This is a genomic window from Acinetobacter schindleri (assembly GCF_010918895.1).
Lineage (GTDB): Bacteria > Pseudomonadota > Gammaproteobacteria > Pseudomonadales > Moraxellaceae > Acinetobacter > Acinetobacter schindleri.
The window spans coordinates 2919430-2933376 of record NZ_CP044483.1; the positions used below are offsets into that span (position 1 = coordinate 2919430).

At 45.2% G+C, this 13947-nt stretch carries 12 protein-coding genes; 7 read left to right on the top strand and 5 right to left on the bottom strand.

Annotated elements, in window-relative coordinates; all coding sequences use genetic code 11:
• The first annotated feature begins 146 nt into the window (after positions 1 to 146).
• On the top strand, positions 147 to 908 hold the full coding sequence (locus FSC11_RS13920) for a hypothetical protein (RefSeq protein ID WP_163167513.1): 762 nt from the start codon (positions 147 to 149) through the stop codon (positions 906 to 908).
• Positions 909 to 972: 64 nt separating this feature from the next.
• Here the strand turns inward: FSC11_RS13920 and FSC11_RS13925 are convergent, their stop codons facing one another.
• The gene (locus FSC11_RS13925; protein ID WP_004813697.1) at positions 973 to 1623 is read right to left on the bottom strand and encodes a response regulator; all 651 of its coding nucleotides are present in this window, start codon (positions 1621 to 1623) and stop codon (positions 973 to 975) included.
• Between the two features lie 374 nt (positions 1624 to 1997).
• Here FSC11_RS13925 and msuE point away from each other — a divergent pair, with 374 nt between their 5' ends.
• The 4 genes from msuE to phrB all read left to right on the top strand — a co-directional run bounded on the left by msuE (position 1998) and on the right by phrB (position 6187).
• On the top strand, positions 1998 to 2732 hold the full coding sequence (msuE, locus tag FSC11_RS13930; RefSeq protein WP_004890705.1) for an FMN reductase: 735 nt from the start codon (positions 1998 to 2000) through the stop codon (positions 2730 to 2732).
• Between the two features lie 28 nt (positions 2733 to 2760).
• Positions 2761 to 3873 (top strand): dimethylsulfone monooxygenase SfnG, encoded by a 1113-nt coding sequence (sfnG, locus tag FSC11_RS13935; RefSeq protein ID WP_163167515.1) that lies wholly within the window; start codon positions 2761 to 2763, stop codon positions 3871 to 3873.
• Positions 3874 to 4033: 160 nt separating this feature from the next.
• Positions 4034 to 4654: a riboflavin synthase subunit alpha gene (locus FSC11_RS13940; RefSeq protein WP_163167517.1), complete on the top strand. Its 621-nt coding sequence runs from the start codon at positions 4034 to 4036 to the stop codon at positions 4652 to 4654.
• Between the two features lie 117 nt (positions 4655 to 4771).
• Positions 4772 to 6187, top strand: coding sequence for a deoxyribodipyrimidine photo-lyase (gene phrB, locus FSC11_RS13945; protein ID WP_163167519.1), 1416 nt, complete (start codon positions 4772 to 4774; stop codon positions 6185 to 6187).
• Positions 6188 to 6399: 212 nt separating this feature from the next.
• Here phrB and FSC11_RS13950 read toward each other — a convergent pair whose 3' ends face one another.
• Together FSC11_RS13950 and acs are read right to left on the bottom strand one after the other, a co-directional pair.
• A complete protein-coding gene (locus FSC11_RS13950) occupies positions 6400 to 7581 on the bottom strand; it encodes an acyl-CoA dehydrogenase family protein (RefSeq protein WP_163167521.1) in 1182 nt (393 codons plus the stop codon).
• A gap of 146 nt (positions 7582 to 7727) precedes the next feature.
• Positions 7728 to 9671 (bottom strand): acetate--CoA ligase, encoded by a 1944-nt coding sequence (acs, locus tag FSC11_RS13955; protein WP_005220600.1) that lies wholly within the window; start codon positions 9669 to 9671, stop codon positions 7728 to 7730.
• 252 nt (positions 9672 to 9923) lie between these two features.
• On the opposite strand from acs, the gene FSC11_RS13960 reads away from it, so the two are divergent.
• Positions 9924 to 10547 (top strand): DUF805 domain-containing protein, encoded by a 624-nt coding sequence (locus FSC11_RS13960; protein WP_005220597.1) that lies wholly within the window; start codon positions 9924 to 9926, stop codon positions 10545 to 10547.
• 106 nt (positions 10548 to 10653) lie between these two features.
• Complete coding sequence (locus FSC11_RS13965; RefSeq protein WP_163167523.1) at positions 10654 to 11634, top strand: mechanosensitive ion channel family protein; 981 nt, start codon at positions 10654 to 10656, stop codon at positions 11632 to 11634.
• Here the strand turns inward: FSC11_RS13965 and FSC11_RS13970 are convergent.
• Both FSC11_RS13970 and FSC11_RS13975 read right to left on the bottom strand, forming a co-directional pair.
• A complete protein-coding gene (locus FSC11_RS13970; protein WP_163167525.1) occupies positions 11608 to 12321 on the bottom strand; it encodes a 16S rRNA (uracil(1498)-N(3))-methyltransferase in 714 nt (237 codons plus the stop codon). The two genes, FSC11_RS13965 and FSC11_RS13970, sit on opposite strands and share 27 nt — an antisense overlap.
• Before the next feature lie 280 nt (positions 12322 to 12601).
• A complete protein-coding gene (locus FSC11_RS13975; protein WP_171521719.1) occupies positions 12602 to 13882 on the bottom strand; it encodes a 3-deoxy-D-manno-octulosonic acid transferase in 1281 nt (426 codons plus the stop codon).
• Positions 13883 to 13947: the final 65 nt, after the last annotated feature.

The window sequence follows — 13947 nt, forward strand, 5'->3', positions numbered from 1 at the left end:
TTGATTGTTTGAACTTTAGTCGTATTTTTTCATGCCCCTATTTCGCTCTAAAAATATGACTTAGAAACGATCAGTATCTATTCATGCCTATATTCCTCATCCGCATGTCAGCTGATCATTTATTACTGCATAAAGGATGACTAATCATGAGCTTAGACACTACAACTGAGATCAATCAGAGCCGACAGTTTCATCGTCAATACGGTGCCAATGCCATTCTGCCGGCAATCGACTGGAATAATCTGTTTAAATACAGCAAACTTGATCCTGCTCAAATTGAAGCGCTAGAAACCCTGTATCAATCTGCAGTTCCTCTCGCCCTACAGGTATTTGAAGAGCTGCACTTTGATGTGTTTGAGCCTTTTGCCTATAAACCGCAAGGTCTGGGGCTGTTCGAGCGTCTGGCAGAGCAGGAATCGAAGCTGATTCAGTCTCTGGAAACCGAAGCTGCAGATTTAAGTGAAGATACCCGTCATCAGATCTGGAGCATGTTATTGCGCGGTGGTGCGGTACTGGTATTTAAAGCATGGCTGGCTAAGGTTAAAACTGGCGATGACCAGCTGGACACCTCACAGTTTGATGAACTTTCTGAACTGCTCTTTATTAAAACCTCACCAATTGAGCTGGCAGAGCGCCTACGTGTCGATCCAAATTCAGAACAGGATCATATCTTTCTGATGTATGGCAATGATGTTTACCTGGATCGGTTTAACAGCCTGGAAACGGCTGCGCTGTTTGTCGATCTGGGTGTGTATGATGCAGCTTTTCTAAGTCTGCGTGACGACCGTGTTGCTGAATACCTGATGTCAAAAGGCTATGTGACTCAAGAACAGATTGATGAACTGCAATGTGCCTTGAACCCGCTGTTCTGTGCTGACCTTACGCCAAAACAGGACTGTATTGCCTAAAAGCAGATATTCAGGCCATAAAAAAAGACCTCTGCGGAGGTCTTTTTTTGGTGCTTCGAAAAGCTTAAATTTTCTTTTCTTCAATATTCAGCGCATTGATCGCCAAGACAGCCTGGGTACGGTTCTGTACGCCAAGCTTACGGAAGATCGCCGTCACGTGGGCTTTAATGGTTGCTTCCGATACATCCAGTTCATAAGCAATCTGCTTGTTCAGCAAACCTTCTGCCACCATCATCAATACGCGGAACTGTTGTGGGGTCAAAGACTGAATACGTTCAGCCAGTGCAGTTTCATCAGCCGCACGCGGATCGAAGTTCATATTGGCGGGCAGATTTGGCGGTAACCAGATTTCGCCTTCCAGTACTTCACGAATCGCTTCACCAATATGGCTTGGATGTGCTGATTTTGGAATATAACCCATCGCACCATGTGCAATTGCGCGTTGAATGATGCTAACTTCTTCGTGAGCCGATACCACAATAATTGGAAGCGAAGGATATTGGGCACGGACATGCACCAATGCAGAAAAGCCGGAAGCACCCGGTAAATTCAGATCCAGCAGCACAAGATCAGGTTCAGGACCATTTTCCAGGCGTTCATAAAATTCATTGACTGCTGCAGTTTCATGAATTTGTGCTTGCGGTAAGCTATAACGAACGGCTTGAATTAAAGCATGACGAAACAGTGGATGATCATCAACGATTAAAATATTCATAGGACGTGAGAGAGATCTTGTGCACGGTAGCTTATATTCTACCTGTAGTCGGTAGGTCAGCGATATGCAAGACTGTACAATTTTTAAAAATAATATCCAGTTTCGTTACATAAACTCTAGAATATCGGTATTTCACTAATTATTTAATTCTCATCATTTTTTTGTATATGCATTATTAGCTGACTAGAATTCTTATTCTTATTCAATATAAGTCAAAATATCAATGTATTAGTTGCGATTGGCTTTCCAAAAAGCAAATATTTTAGTTATATCTCAAATTTAGATAACTTTTCAGCTTTTCCTTATTTTACACCCATGAGCGCATTTTGGATTAATAGGCTCATTCCGAGACTAACCCGTTTTTAGGTTCCAAAATGTCAAATCAAGATCTACAAAAGCCGCTCAATATCGTTGCCGTTTCTGGCGGTTTAAATCATCCTTCTAAAACTGAAGCGTTGGTACAAGCGATTATTGATGAGCTGGGTGAAGCCACACCTATCAATGTACATTTCATTAAATTCAGTGAAATTGGTCAGTTACTGGGTGGCGCAATCTACCGTAACCAGTTACCGCAACGCGTTCAGGATGATTTGGCAGCTGTAGAAGCAGCGGATGCACTGATCGTCGGTACTCCAGTTTACCGTGCCTCTTTCACTGGCCTGTTCAAACACTTCTTTGACTTTGTAGAGCAAACGGCACTGGTGGATGTTCCTGTCCTGTTAGCAGCATCCGGTGGCAGTGACCGTCATGCACTGGTACTTGAACATCAATTACGTCCATTATTCAGCTTCTTTCAGGCACAAACATTACCAATTGGTGTGTACGCAACGGATCGTGACTTCACACCTGAATATACGATTCACAGCGAACTGCTTCGCGCACGTATTACACTGGCTGTCGCACGTGCATTACCAATCCTGGAATGGGCACCCGCCAAAGGTCAACGTGCTGAAGTGATTAAAGAAAAGTCTCAACAAGCCAACCAGAACCTGGGCATCAATAAACAGATCGAACAGGAAGAAGTGCTGCCTTCAGCAGCAGTGCCTAGCCTGGATGCAGCAGAGTCCCGCTTACACAGCAAAAAAGCTCCAAAAACTCAAGTTGCTTAACGAAGAACTTCTTTAGAGGGTGAGAAGGATGTCAAATAATAAACATATTACTTTTGCATATTGGGTTCCAAATGTGAGCGGTGGGCTGGTGGTGAGTAACATCGAGCAGCGTACCGACTGGAGCTATGACTATAATGTACGTCTGGCACAGACAGCGGAAAAGGCTGGTTTTGACTATGCCCTGACCCAGATCCGTTTTACTGCAGGCTATAACGCAGAAAATCAGCATGAATCAGTCAGTTTTAGCCACGGTATTCTGGCAAAGACTGAACGTTTGAAAGTCATCGCTGCGATTCTACCGGGTCCATGGAAGCCAGCACTAGCAGCTAAACAGCTGGCAACCATCGATCACCTGACCAATGGCCGTATTGCAATTAATGTCGTAAGTGGCTGGTTCCGCGGTGAGTTTGATGCGATTGGTGAAGAATGGCCGGAGCATGACCAGCGCTATGCGCGTTCAGAAGAGTTTATTCGCAGTTTGAAAGGTGTGTGGACTCAAGATCATTTCAGTTTTGATGGCAAGTATTACCAGTTTAATGACTATAGCTTGAGTCCAAAGCCGGTACAGAAACCGCATATTGAAATTTTCCAGGGGGGCAGCTCCCGCGCTGCACGCGATATGGCTTCGCGTGTATCCGACTGGTACTTTACCAATGGCAACACACCTGAAGAACTGAAAAAACAGATTGATGATATCCGGGAAAAGGCCAAAGCCAACAATCATCAGGTGAAAATCGGTGTGAATGCCTTCGTTATTGCGCGCGATACTGAGGAAGAAGCACAAGCAGTACTGCAGGAAATCGTTGCCAAGGCCAATGTCCAGGCAGTGAGATCTTTTAGTGATGCAACGCGGGAAGCAGGTGCAGCAACCGCAGAAGGTGAAGGTAACTGGGCCAAGTCTACTTTTGAAGATCTGGTTCAATACAATGACGGCTTCCGTACCAACCTGATTGGTACACCGCAGCAAATTGCTGAACGCATCATCGAACTGAAAAAAGTCGGTGTGGACCTAATTCTGTCTGGCTTCCTGCACTTTATTGAAGAATTTGAATATTTTGGCCAAAAGGTCTTGCCTTTGGTCCGTGAACTTGAAGCACAACAGGCAACAGCTGTGCAACAAGAAGACGCTGAGCTCGTATAAGTATTCTAACAAATCTCAGCGCTTTCCATTCACTCCCCTAAGGCTCGGCTTAGGGGATTTTTTTATCTGGGCAGAAAACCAGGCAGTACAGTACAACGCTAGCCGGATTCTGTATTCCTCCCTACAATGTGATGCAATTGCAAGAATAGATGTTTTAACTATGTATACCGGTATTGTCCAAGGCCTGGAAAAGGTCGTCGAAATTCGCAAAGGCGATGGCTTTATTACGATCATTGTCAGTGATCAGCAAGGTTTCTTTGCAGATGTGTTTATTGGTGCCAGTGTCGCAGTAAATGGTGTATGCCTGACCGTGACCACGATTGACCGTGAACAGCAACAGATTCATTTTGATATTTCTAATGTCACGCTTGAACTCACCACCTTAAAATCGCTTAAAGTCGGTGATGAAGTGAATATTGAACGTTCAGCAAAAGTGGGTGCGGAAAATGGCGGTCATAATCTGTACGGACACATTGAAGGCACAGCTCAAGTCACTCAGATCGAGCGTCGCGGTGAAACCTTGCATATCGACCTGCAGATTCCAGCTGGCAATATCAAATACTTTTTCCTAAAAGGTTTTATCGGACTGAATGGCTGCAGCCTAACGGTGAACTATGTTGATCGTGTCAAAAGTGAGATTTCGATTGACCTAATTCCAGAAACCCTACGCCTAACGACCTGGAAATCTGTTCAGGTTGGTGATGAAGTGAATTATGAAATTGACCAGATGACCCGAACTCTGGTAGATACGCTGGAAAATATCCATCTCGCCAAAGGCTAATACCTTCAGAGCTGATAGTGACAAACTTCAGCTCCTATCACGTTAATATTTCTCTACTATTTCTGTTTGATCAGATTATCTAGAATGCATGGCATCTTATTGGTTTAGAAAACTGTCATGCATCTGATCTGGTTCCGGAATGACTTACGCCTTCATGACCACGCTGCCTTATGGCATGCAGCACAAAGCAGGCAATGTCTGGCGCTGGTCATCCTGTCACCTGAACAATGGCAACTGCATCAGGATGCACCGATCAAGATCGACTTCTATCTGCGCCGGCTAAAAATCCTGAAACAGCAGCTAGAAGCATTGAATATCCCTCTTCTGATTTTAAATATTCCGCTCTGGAAAGATATTTCAGAGCAGCTTTTGGCACTGTGCCAGCAATTTCAGATCAGCACCGTGCACTGCAATATCGAAACCGGGCTTAATGAGCAGCAGCGTGATCAGGCTGTCGAGCAACTGTTGCAACAGCATCAGATTAGTTGTGAATACTATGAAGATCGCACCCTGTTTCCTTTAGGTTCGATCCGCAATCAGAGCCAGCAGCCTTATCAGGTGTTTAGTGCATTTAAAAAGAAATGCTATGAACGGCTGCTTATCGATGTGCCTTCCTGTTATCCAGATATTGAAGCACAGCCTAAGTTACAACTCGATCTTTCTCAGTTTAATTTGAATTTCGATAAATTTTCTGTGGCTTATCGGCCAGAAACAGCCAACCCGTATTGGCCAGTTGAAGATAAACACGCCTTTGAATTACTGAATGAATTTATCGCAGACCGGCTAAAGGATTATAAAACCGATCGGGATTTTCCAGCGATCGATGGTACCAGCCAGTTATCGCCGTATTTAAATATCGGTATTCTTTCAATCCGGAAGTGTGTGCAGGCTTTATTCACCTTTTCTCAAGGTTATTTCCAGCTTGAAGATGTCGGTCAGCAGACCTGGCTGGATGAACTGCTCTGGCGTGAATTTTACCAGCATACCCTGCACGATTTTCCTAAAGTGTCTAGACATCAGCCATTTAAGGAAAATACCAAGGCGATAGAATGGCGTGATGCTCCAGAAGATTTAGCGGCCTGGCAGCAAGGCCGGACGGGGATTCCGATTGTTGATGCCGGTATGCGCCAGCTACTGGCAACTGGCTGGATGCATAACCGGGTACGCATGATTACCGCGATGTTCCTGAGCAAAAATCTGCTGATCGACTGGCGGCTGGGCGAAGCCTGGTTTATGCAACATCTGATTGATGGTGACCTAGCTGCTAACAATGGCGGCTGGCAATGGTGTGCCTCGACCGGCATGGATGCAGCACCTTATTTCCGGATTTTTAATCCGGTGAATCAGTCACAGCGTTTCGATCCCAACGGCGACTATATCCGTGAATGGGTTCCAGAACTGGCACATCTGGATGCTAAAACCATTCATGAACCTTATGCCAAAAATCCAGATTTAGGGTTGGATTATCCAAAACCGATTGTCGATTTAAAACAGTCCCGCATCCGGGCAATTGAGGCCTTTAAGAATCTGTAATCAAATTTTGAGTTAAATCATAAAAGAATACTTGCATGAAAGAGGTGGCATGAATGCCACCCTTTCCCCTCTTTGCACTGTAGGTTAAAACAGTATTTAAACTGGCTCAGGACGTCATGTATGGGAAACAAAGAGCTTTAGCCTTGCGGAATATCTCAACATTTTGAAAGTCCTCATGACCCATCAAAAACAGGGTACTGCCAAACTGATCTTTAAGAATAAAAACTTGGATCAGGCACGTTACCAGTCAGTACCCATTCACCTATTTCCTGATATTTATAATCCACCGGATCATGCAGGGTCTGGGTGCGTACATTGCGCCAGAAACGGTCCAGATTTAGCTTGGCAGTCGTTGCCCGTGCGCCCATGACCTGGAAAATATTCTGAGTGATATACAGTGAAGTATTGGTTGCGGCAATTTTTGCTGTGGCAATCGCAATAGATACTTCACCACGCTGTTCAGCTGTTAGATCAGGGCCAACATTCCAAGCCTTTTGCAAAGTCTGAATGGCTTTGTTTGCCAATAGACGTACACCTTCTAGCTGTACATAAAAATCGGCAAAATGCTTCTGGGTAAAGGGATCATTGACTGCATTTTCAACCAGTGATTTCGACCAGGCTTTTTGTGTCTGTACCGTTTGCTTGGCTACTTCGAAGGCCCCTTCCGCTACACCGAGGAACATATGCACAAAAATCAGCTGGGCAATCAATGGACGTAGGCTAGAATATGGTGTGCTCAATGGCCCTGGATTCAATAACAGCTCATCTTTATGAATTTTCACCTGTTCAAAATGACTGGTCCCACTGTCGGTTTGACGCTGGCCCATATTGTTCCAGTCACCCAGGAAGCTGACGCCTTCACGCTGGGTTGGAATTACGCCAATCAGTAGTTGGTCCTCTTCGTTATAACCTGAACAGAGCAGGATGTCTGAGTCGATTGAACCTGAACAGAAGCTCTTGTCTCCATGAAAGATATATTCTTGGTCAGAAGTTTTACTAACTTTCGTACGGCGATCCAGCGGGTTTAAGGTATTGCCCCAGAATAGGTTTTCACGTGCAGTCTGTTCAAACCATAAGCCATATTGTTCCGGCTGTGAGAACAGCTGTACCGTCGCAATCAATAAATGATGAAAGCCATAAACATGTGCCAGTGAACTGTCTACGCATGCAATTGCCTGAATGGTCTGAAAAATTGTCTGCCAGTCTGCACCCTTCCCGCCATATTGCTTTGGAATAGACAACCCGAGCAAGCCACTGTCACGAATCAGGTCGCGTTGCTGCTTGGGATTGCCCCCCTGTTTATCACGTTCAGCTGCGCTCAGGGCAAACTGATCTGCCAGAGACTGAGCAATATCAAGCGGAGATTGATCCAGGTATTGTTGTCGCACATTCATTCTTTTGTACTCATTTTAGCTATCTACAGCATGCCAGAAGCTTAACAGATCAAACTCGGAGTCCATATCCGAAAGCATGCAGAGCTTATCAGTGATATAAAAATACCGGCTAAAGAAAGCCGGTATTCTCTTGATTTTATAAAAATTTAAGCGGTTCTTTGCACTTCGGCAATCAGGTTATCCACCACCTGTGGTTCGGCTAAAGTTGAAGTATCACCTAAGCTATCCAGCTCATTCGCTGCAATTTTTCTCAAGATCCGGCGCATGATTTTACCAGAGCGGGTTTTCGGTAATGCCGGCGCCCAGTGCAGTGCATCTGGCGTCGCGACTGGTCCAAGAATCTTGCGCACCCAGGCCACCAGTTCAGCACGCAGTTCTTCCGTACTCTCGGTTCCTGCCTGCAGAGTCACGAAAGCACAGATACCCTGACCTTTAATATCATGCGGCATACCCACGACTGCAGCTTCAGCTACAGACTCATGTGCCACCAACGCACTTTCAATTTCAGCTGTTCCCAGACGATGACCGGATACATTCAGCACGTCATCGACACGACCAGTAATCCAGTAATAGCCATCTTCATCCCGACGCGCACCATCACCCGTGAAATAGGTCCCCGGATAAGTCGAGAAATAAGCCTCGATAAAGCGTTCCGGATCACCCCAGATGGTGCGCATCTGACCTGGCCAGGAATCCTTGATCACCAGATTACCTTCCACGGCACCTTCCATCTCTTTGCCTTCAGCATCAACAATCGCTGGCTGCACACCAAAGAATGGCCGGGTTGCAGAGCCCGGTTTCAGATCGGTCGCACCCGGTAATGGGGTAATCATGAAACCACCGGTTTCGGTTTGCCACCAGGTATCCACGATCGGACAGCGACTTTCACCTACCACACTGTAGTACCAGTTCCAGGCTTCCGGATTAATCGGTTCCCCGACTGAACCAAGCAGGCGCAGGCTGCTGCGGTCACTTTCACGCACAAAGGCATCCCCTTCACGCATCATGGCGCGAATCGCAGTGGGTGCGGTGTAGAGAATAGTGACATTGTGTTTGTCCACGATATGCCCGGTGCGTGCCCAGCTTGGATATTGCGGAACCCCTTCAAACATGACTGTGGTGGTACCGTTCGACAATGGACCATACAGTACATAGGAATGACCCGTAATCCAGCCCACATCAGCGGTACACCAGAACACGTCATCCTGCTTGATGTCGAAAACTTCACGAAAGCTGGAGTTCACATACGTCAGATAACCACCGGTGGTATGCAGTACCCCTTTTGGCTTGCCTGTTGAGCCTGATGTATACAGAATAAACAGAGGATCTTCTGCATTCATGGGTTCCGGTGGGCAGATCTCATTGACCGTCATGATTTCCATGTGATACCACAGATCCCGACCTTCTTTCATTTCGATCGGATTACCCGTGCGATGCACCACCATGACATGCTCTACTGATTCAGTACCAGCAATTTTCAGGGCTTCATCCACATTGGCTTTCAGTGGAATGGGCTTGCCGCCACGCATACCAGAGTCAGCCGTGATGACCATTTTCGCCTGACTGTCCTCAATACGGCTAGCCAGCGAGTCTGGCGAGAAACCGCCAAATACCACGCAATGTACTGCGCCAATACGGGCGCAGGCCAGCATGGCAATCGCAGCTTCAGAGACCATTGGCATGTACAGCACCACACGGTCACCTTTCTTGATGCCGTTCTTTTTCAGGACATTGGCAAAGCGGCAGGTTTCATCATACAGCTCATGAAAAGAGATAATCTTGTGACGGGATGGATGATCCCCTTCCCAGATAATTGCCGGCTTATAAGGATGCTCTTTTAGATGGCGATCCAGACAGTTGGCACTGACATTCAGCTGACCATCAGCAAACCATTCGATCTTGAAATTATCTTTATCGAAACTGGTGTCTTTAACTTTGGTAAATGGCTTGATCCAGTCAAGGCGCTGGGCTTGCTCGGCCCAAAACTCATCCGGTTCTTCAATAGAGCGCTGATAGCGTTCGAAATATTCAGCCTCGGTGGTCCGTGCGGTTTTTTTAAATTCTGCTGGTACAGGATAGATCTCTTTCATTATTTACTTCCTTGATCTTATTCCCTCTCATCACGAGAGGTTCATGCCACGTTATTGATTGTTTTTTATGCATAGCTCAGTATGAACGGCTTATCTCAAATTGGACAATCATGCTTTGGTCGTATTCTGATCAATCCATTTAAAACATAGGTTTACAGGTGAATCCAATACATTCCTGTCTAGTTTTCGTATCTCACCATTCCGTTTAATCTTATAATGGTGTTGAATTTTTATACTTTCTTACAGGCAAACATGTTTGCCTGTTTTCAATTACTTGAACTGGCTCAGCCCATGAACTCTAAAGATACTTCGCCATTCTTCTCCCGCTCTCCGGCACCTTCCAATGATAATCCGCTATCTCTTGAAGGGCGCTTTGGCCGGCTCAGCTTTATTGGCTGGTACGCTTTCCTGCATATCATTTTTTTCTTTGCTTCGATTGCCCTCAGTCTGGTCAGTGGTATTTTCAGCCTGACCACCTTGTCTCTAGATAATCGGCAGTTTGTTGATGCGCTGACTGGTCTGGCTGGCTTGGGCTATCTGCTGTTAGTTGTGTTCTATCTATATTTCTATATTGTGGTAGTAGCACGCCGCCTGCATGACCTGAATAAATCTGGCTGGCTGATGCTGCTGATGCTAGTGCCGGTGGTTAATATTTTATTTATTTTCTATCTGCTGCTGGCAAGAGGCACAGCAGGACATAACCGCTTTGGTGCACCGCGACCAACTGCAGTCTGGGAAAAAATACTGGCCTGGCTGATGATACTATTGACCGTGTTAAGTCTATTTGCTGCTAGCAGCATGGTATCCTTTATGATGGGAAGTGGTGAGCTGGAAAGTCCACAGGAAGTGATCCAGCAAGGGACAGAATATTTTTAAGCTTATGTTAAATTTTGCTACCACCCGCAAGGGCTATGCAACTTTCTATTAAGTTCAATGTAAAAATCAGGCAAAATAATGCGATTTTTTTATAATCGGGATACTCGTGGCTGAAAAAGACAATGCTCTAAGCCAAGTGACTGAAGGGACCACTGAGCTGTTGCATCAAGCAACTGAAAAAACTGCTCAGACCGTCATTGAGCACACGGCTAAATATAATGATGCGTATTCAACCGTCGATAAATTTGTTGAGGCGTTTTGGGAGCGCCTGCCTTATATCTGTATCGCACTGGTAGTTTTCAGTATCTTTTACCTACTTTCGAAACTGTTCAAGTTTTTTGTACGTAAAGCGATTGGTGAACGAAGTTACAGTAAACAGAACCTGGTATTGGTACTTAACCGTGTCGGTACATCTGCAATTCTTTTTATTGGCTTCCTGATTGCCATGGTCATTGCCATTCCAGGCTTTACACCCGGGCAGCTGATGAGTGCCTTGGGGATTGGTTCGGTGGCGATCGGTTTCGCTTTCAAGGATATTTTTCAGAACCTGTTGTCCGGCGTGCTGATTCTGCTCGGTGAACCGTTTAAAATTGGCGATGATATTATTGTCTCAGGCATGGAAGGCACGGTAGAAGATATCCAGATCCGTGCAACTTTCCTGCGCTCACCCGATGGCCGCCGTATTGTGATTCCAAATGCAACGGTTTATACCAGTGCCGTGACAGTAAATACGGCTTATCCGCGCCGCCGCTGTCAGTTTGTGGTTGGTATTGGCTATGAAGATGATGTGCAGAAAGCCAAGAGTATCATTATGGCAATTCTGGACAAGGATCAGTTGATCCTCAGCCAGCCCGCTTTTAATGTCAATGTGACTCAACTGGCTGACTTCTCAATTAATCTGACGGTAACCTGGTGGGTCGATACCCAGGAAAATTCGACAGGTAATTCAATCAGTACCGTTCAGGAACATGTGATTGAAGCCTTCGCGGAACATGGCATTTCAATTCCTTACCCTGTACAGGAAGTAAAAGTGTACCGTGGTGAAAATACTGAAGATGATTCAGGCCGTGCCAAACAGTCGACCTAAGACATAAGGGATTACTGTTTCAGTACGGATAATACGGTTGCCAAGGCTCACAGCCTGGCAGCCGTTTTTTATAAGCAGATCTATTTCATAAGGAATAAAACCGCCTTCTGGTCCAATCACCACCGTACAAGGATGCTCAATTGCAAAAGGCATTTTGCTTTCAGCATAAGGATGCGCCACATAAGCCGGGCAATCTGTGCGAATCAAGGTCGGTAGTACATCTTCTACAAAGGGTTTAAAACGTTTATAGAGTTCAATTTTCGGCGCAATCGTATCCCCGGCCTGTTCCAGTCCCAGCTCTATATAATGATCTAACTGTTGTAAAAATGGGGTTTGCCAATAGCTTTTATCCACTCGATAGCTATGCAGCAAAATGATCTTCTCTACCCCAAGTGTCGCCGCATCCATAATTAAACGACGCAACACTTTCGGACGTGGTAAAGCCACAATCAGCGTCACTGGCAACTTCGCAGGCACAGCTTCTTCTTTTAAGGGTTTGAGACGAACTGTTTTTTCTGTAATTTCGATAATTTCCGTAAGATACCGTTTGCCTTCACGGATACCCACTTTAAGCGTATCACCGACTTGAATATCCAGATGCTGTTGCAAATGTTCCAGCTGCCGCTTGGAACTAATCGACCACAGTTCAGATTCAGTTTGACGAGGATCAAGCAGGACGATGTTCATAACTAAAAACCAATCAAAAGATTTAATTCAGTAACGCATTGTCTGCACGACAATCATCAGCACAACAATGAGTCATATAGGAATCACAACTCAATATAGGAATAACAACTCACCATTGGCATTCGTGACAGGTGACATGGATGTCACCCGTTTGATTGGGGTATATGGATGTATCCTCAATCAAACAAAAGATTTTTGCTACTTTTCATCTCTGAAAAGTAGGTCATCTCTACAATTAAACTTTTAGTAGTAAACCGATATATGCGAGTGTGGTGGAGTTTTACAAATACTGATCTATTACTGCAATATGCTTGGCAAGCGAACCCTGATTCTGCTGCATAATCTTTTGTGCTGCGGTATTTAAACTTTCTGCCTTGAATGAATCATTGAGAATCTTCAGCAAAGTTGTAGCTGCCTGCTGAACATTCTCTACCACTTCTACAGCTTGAGCTTCAACAAACTCATCGACAATGGTCTGGAAGTTAAAATAATTCTTACCCAGAATCGTAGGTACATTTAGTGCAATCGACTCCAGAATATTATGTCCACCACCTGGCTCATTTAAAGAACCACCGACATAGCAGACTTGGCTAAGTGCATACCACAGCCACATCTCACCCATTGAATCTGCCAGATAAATCTGGGTATCCGCTTCAATTTTCTGTTCCAAACTACGGCGTTGGGTAGTTAAGTTGAGAGCCTGTGCAGCCTGAAACACGTCATCAAAACGTTCCGGATGACGTGGCACTACAATACACAGTAAGTTTGGATCAGTATCTAGAGCTGCTTTTAATTCGGCCATCAGCTGCTGTTCTTCCGGTGCATGGGTACTGGCTAAGGTAATGATCTTACGGCCTGATAAATTCCATTCCCTTTTTAACTCGCTCGCGCGCTCGATAAACTGCTGTGGTGCCGTGATATCAAACTTGATATTGCCTAAAACCTGGGTTTTTTTAGTTTCGATGCCTAAATCAATATAACGTTGTTGGGTTGCAAGATCTTGAGCCAATAGCTGCTGCATTGCGTTCAGCATGCTACGGGTTAGCCCTTTGACCTTGCCATAACCTTGAGCTGATTTTTCTGAAAGACGGGCATTCAGCAACAGACAGGGCACCTTATAATTCTTTGCCTGATCAATGAGATTTGGCCAGAGCTCAGTTTCCATTAATAGCAATAATTTCGGCTGATATTTCTGATAAAAATCCCGAATTAGATGTTTCTGATCGGCAGGCAAATAAACGGCCTGAAATAAATTTAAATAGGGTTCTTTAAGAAAAAGAGATTTAGCGCGTGCCTGACCTGTTTTAGTGGTATTGGTCACCAGCACCGGATGGCCTGATTTTAAATAATATTCAATCAGTGGCTGTGCCGCATTGGTTTCTCCAACCGAAACCACATGAAACCAGATGGCATGTTTGTTTTTGGGGGTCTGAAACGGACCAAAACGCTCAAGTAATTCCTGTTGTAGTTGTTCAGGACTTTCTGCACGCTTGCGAATACGTGACTGATATAAAGGCTTGATCAGTGTCAGTGCCGCGTTGTACCAAAAAGGAGTAGCCAAATGTTGCCCCGAAATTGAGTGAATCGGCAAAATATAACAGAGCCACATCGACATGTTAACCGATG

Bases quoted from the DNA above. Each gene is read 5' to 3' on its own strand.
- FSC11_RS13920 (WP_163167513.1), top strand. From the start codon at position 147: ATGAGCTTAGACACTACAACTGAGATCAATCAGAGCCGACAGTTTCAT.
- FSC11_RS13940 (WP_163167517.1), top strand. From the start codon at position 4,034: ATGTATACCGGTATTGTCCAAGGCCTGGAAAAGGTCGTCGAAATTCGC.
- FSC11_RS13970 (WP_163167525.1), bottom strand. From the start codon at position 12,321: ATGAACATCGTCCTGCTTGATCCTCGTCAAACTGAATCTGAACTGTGG.
- FSC11_RS13950 (WP_163167521.1), bottom strand. From the start codon at position 7,581: ATGAATGTGCGACAACAATACCTGGATCAATCTCCGCTTGATATTGCT.
- sfnG (WP_163167515.1), top strand. From the start codon at position 2,761: ATGTCAAATAATAAACATATTACTTTTGCATATTGGGTTCCAAATGTG.
- FSC11_RS13960 (WP_005220597.1), top strand. From the start codon at position 9,924: ATGTTTGCCTGTTTTCAATTACTTGAACTGGCTCAGCCCATGAACTCT.
- acs (WP_005220600.1), bottom strand. From the start codon at position 9,671: ATGAAAGAGATCTATCCTGTACCAGCAGAATTTAAAAAAACCGCACGG.
- msuE (WP_004890705.1), top strand. From the start codon at position 1,998: ATGTCAAATCAAGATCTACAAAAGCCGCTCAATATCGTTGCCGTTTCT.
- FSC11_RS13925 (WP_004813697.1), bottom strand. From the start codon at position 1,623: ATGAATATTTTAATCGTTGATGATCATCCACTGTTTCGTCATGCTTTA.
- phrB (WP_163167519.1), top strand. From the start codon at position 4,772: ATGCATCTGATCTGGTTCCGGAATGACTTACGCCTTCATGACCACGCT.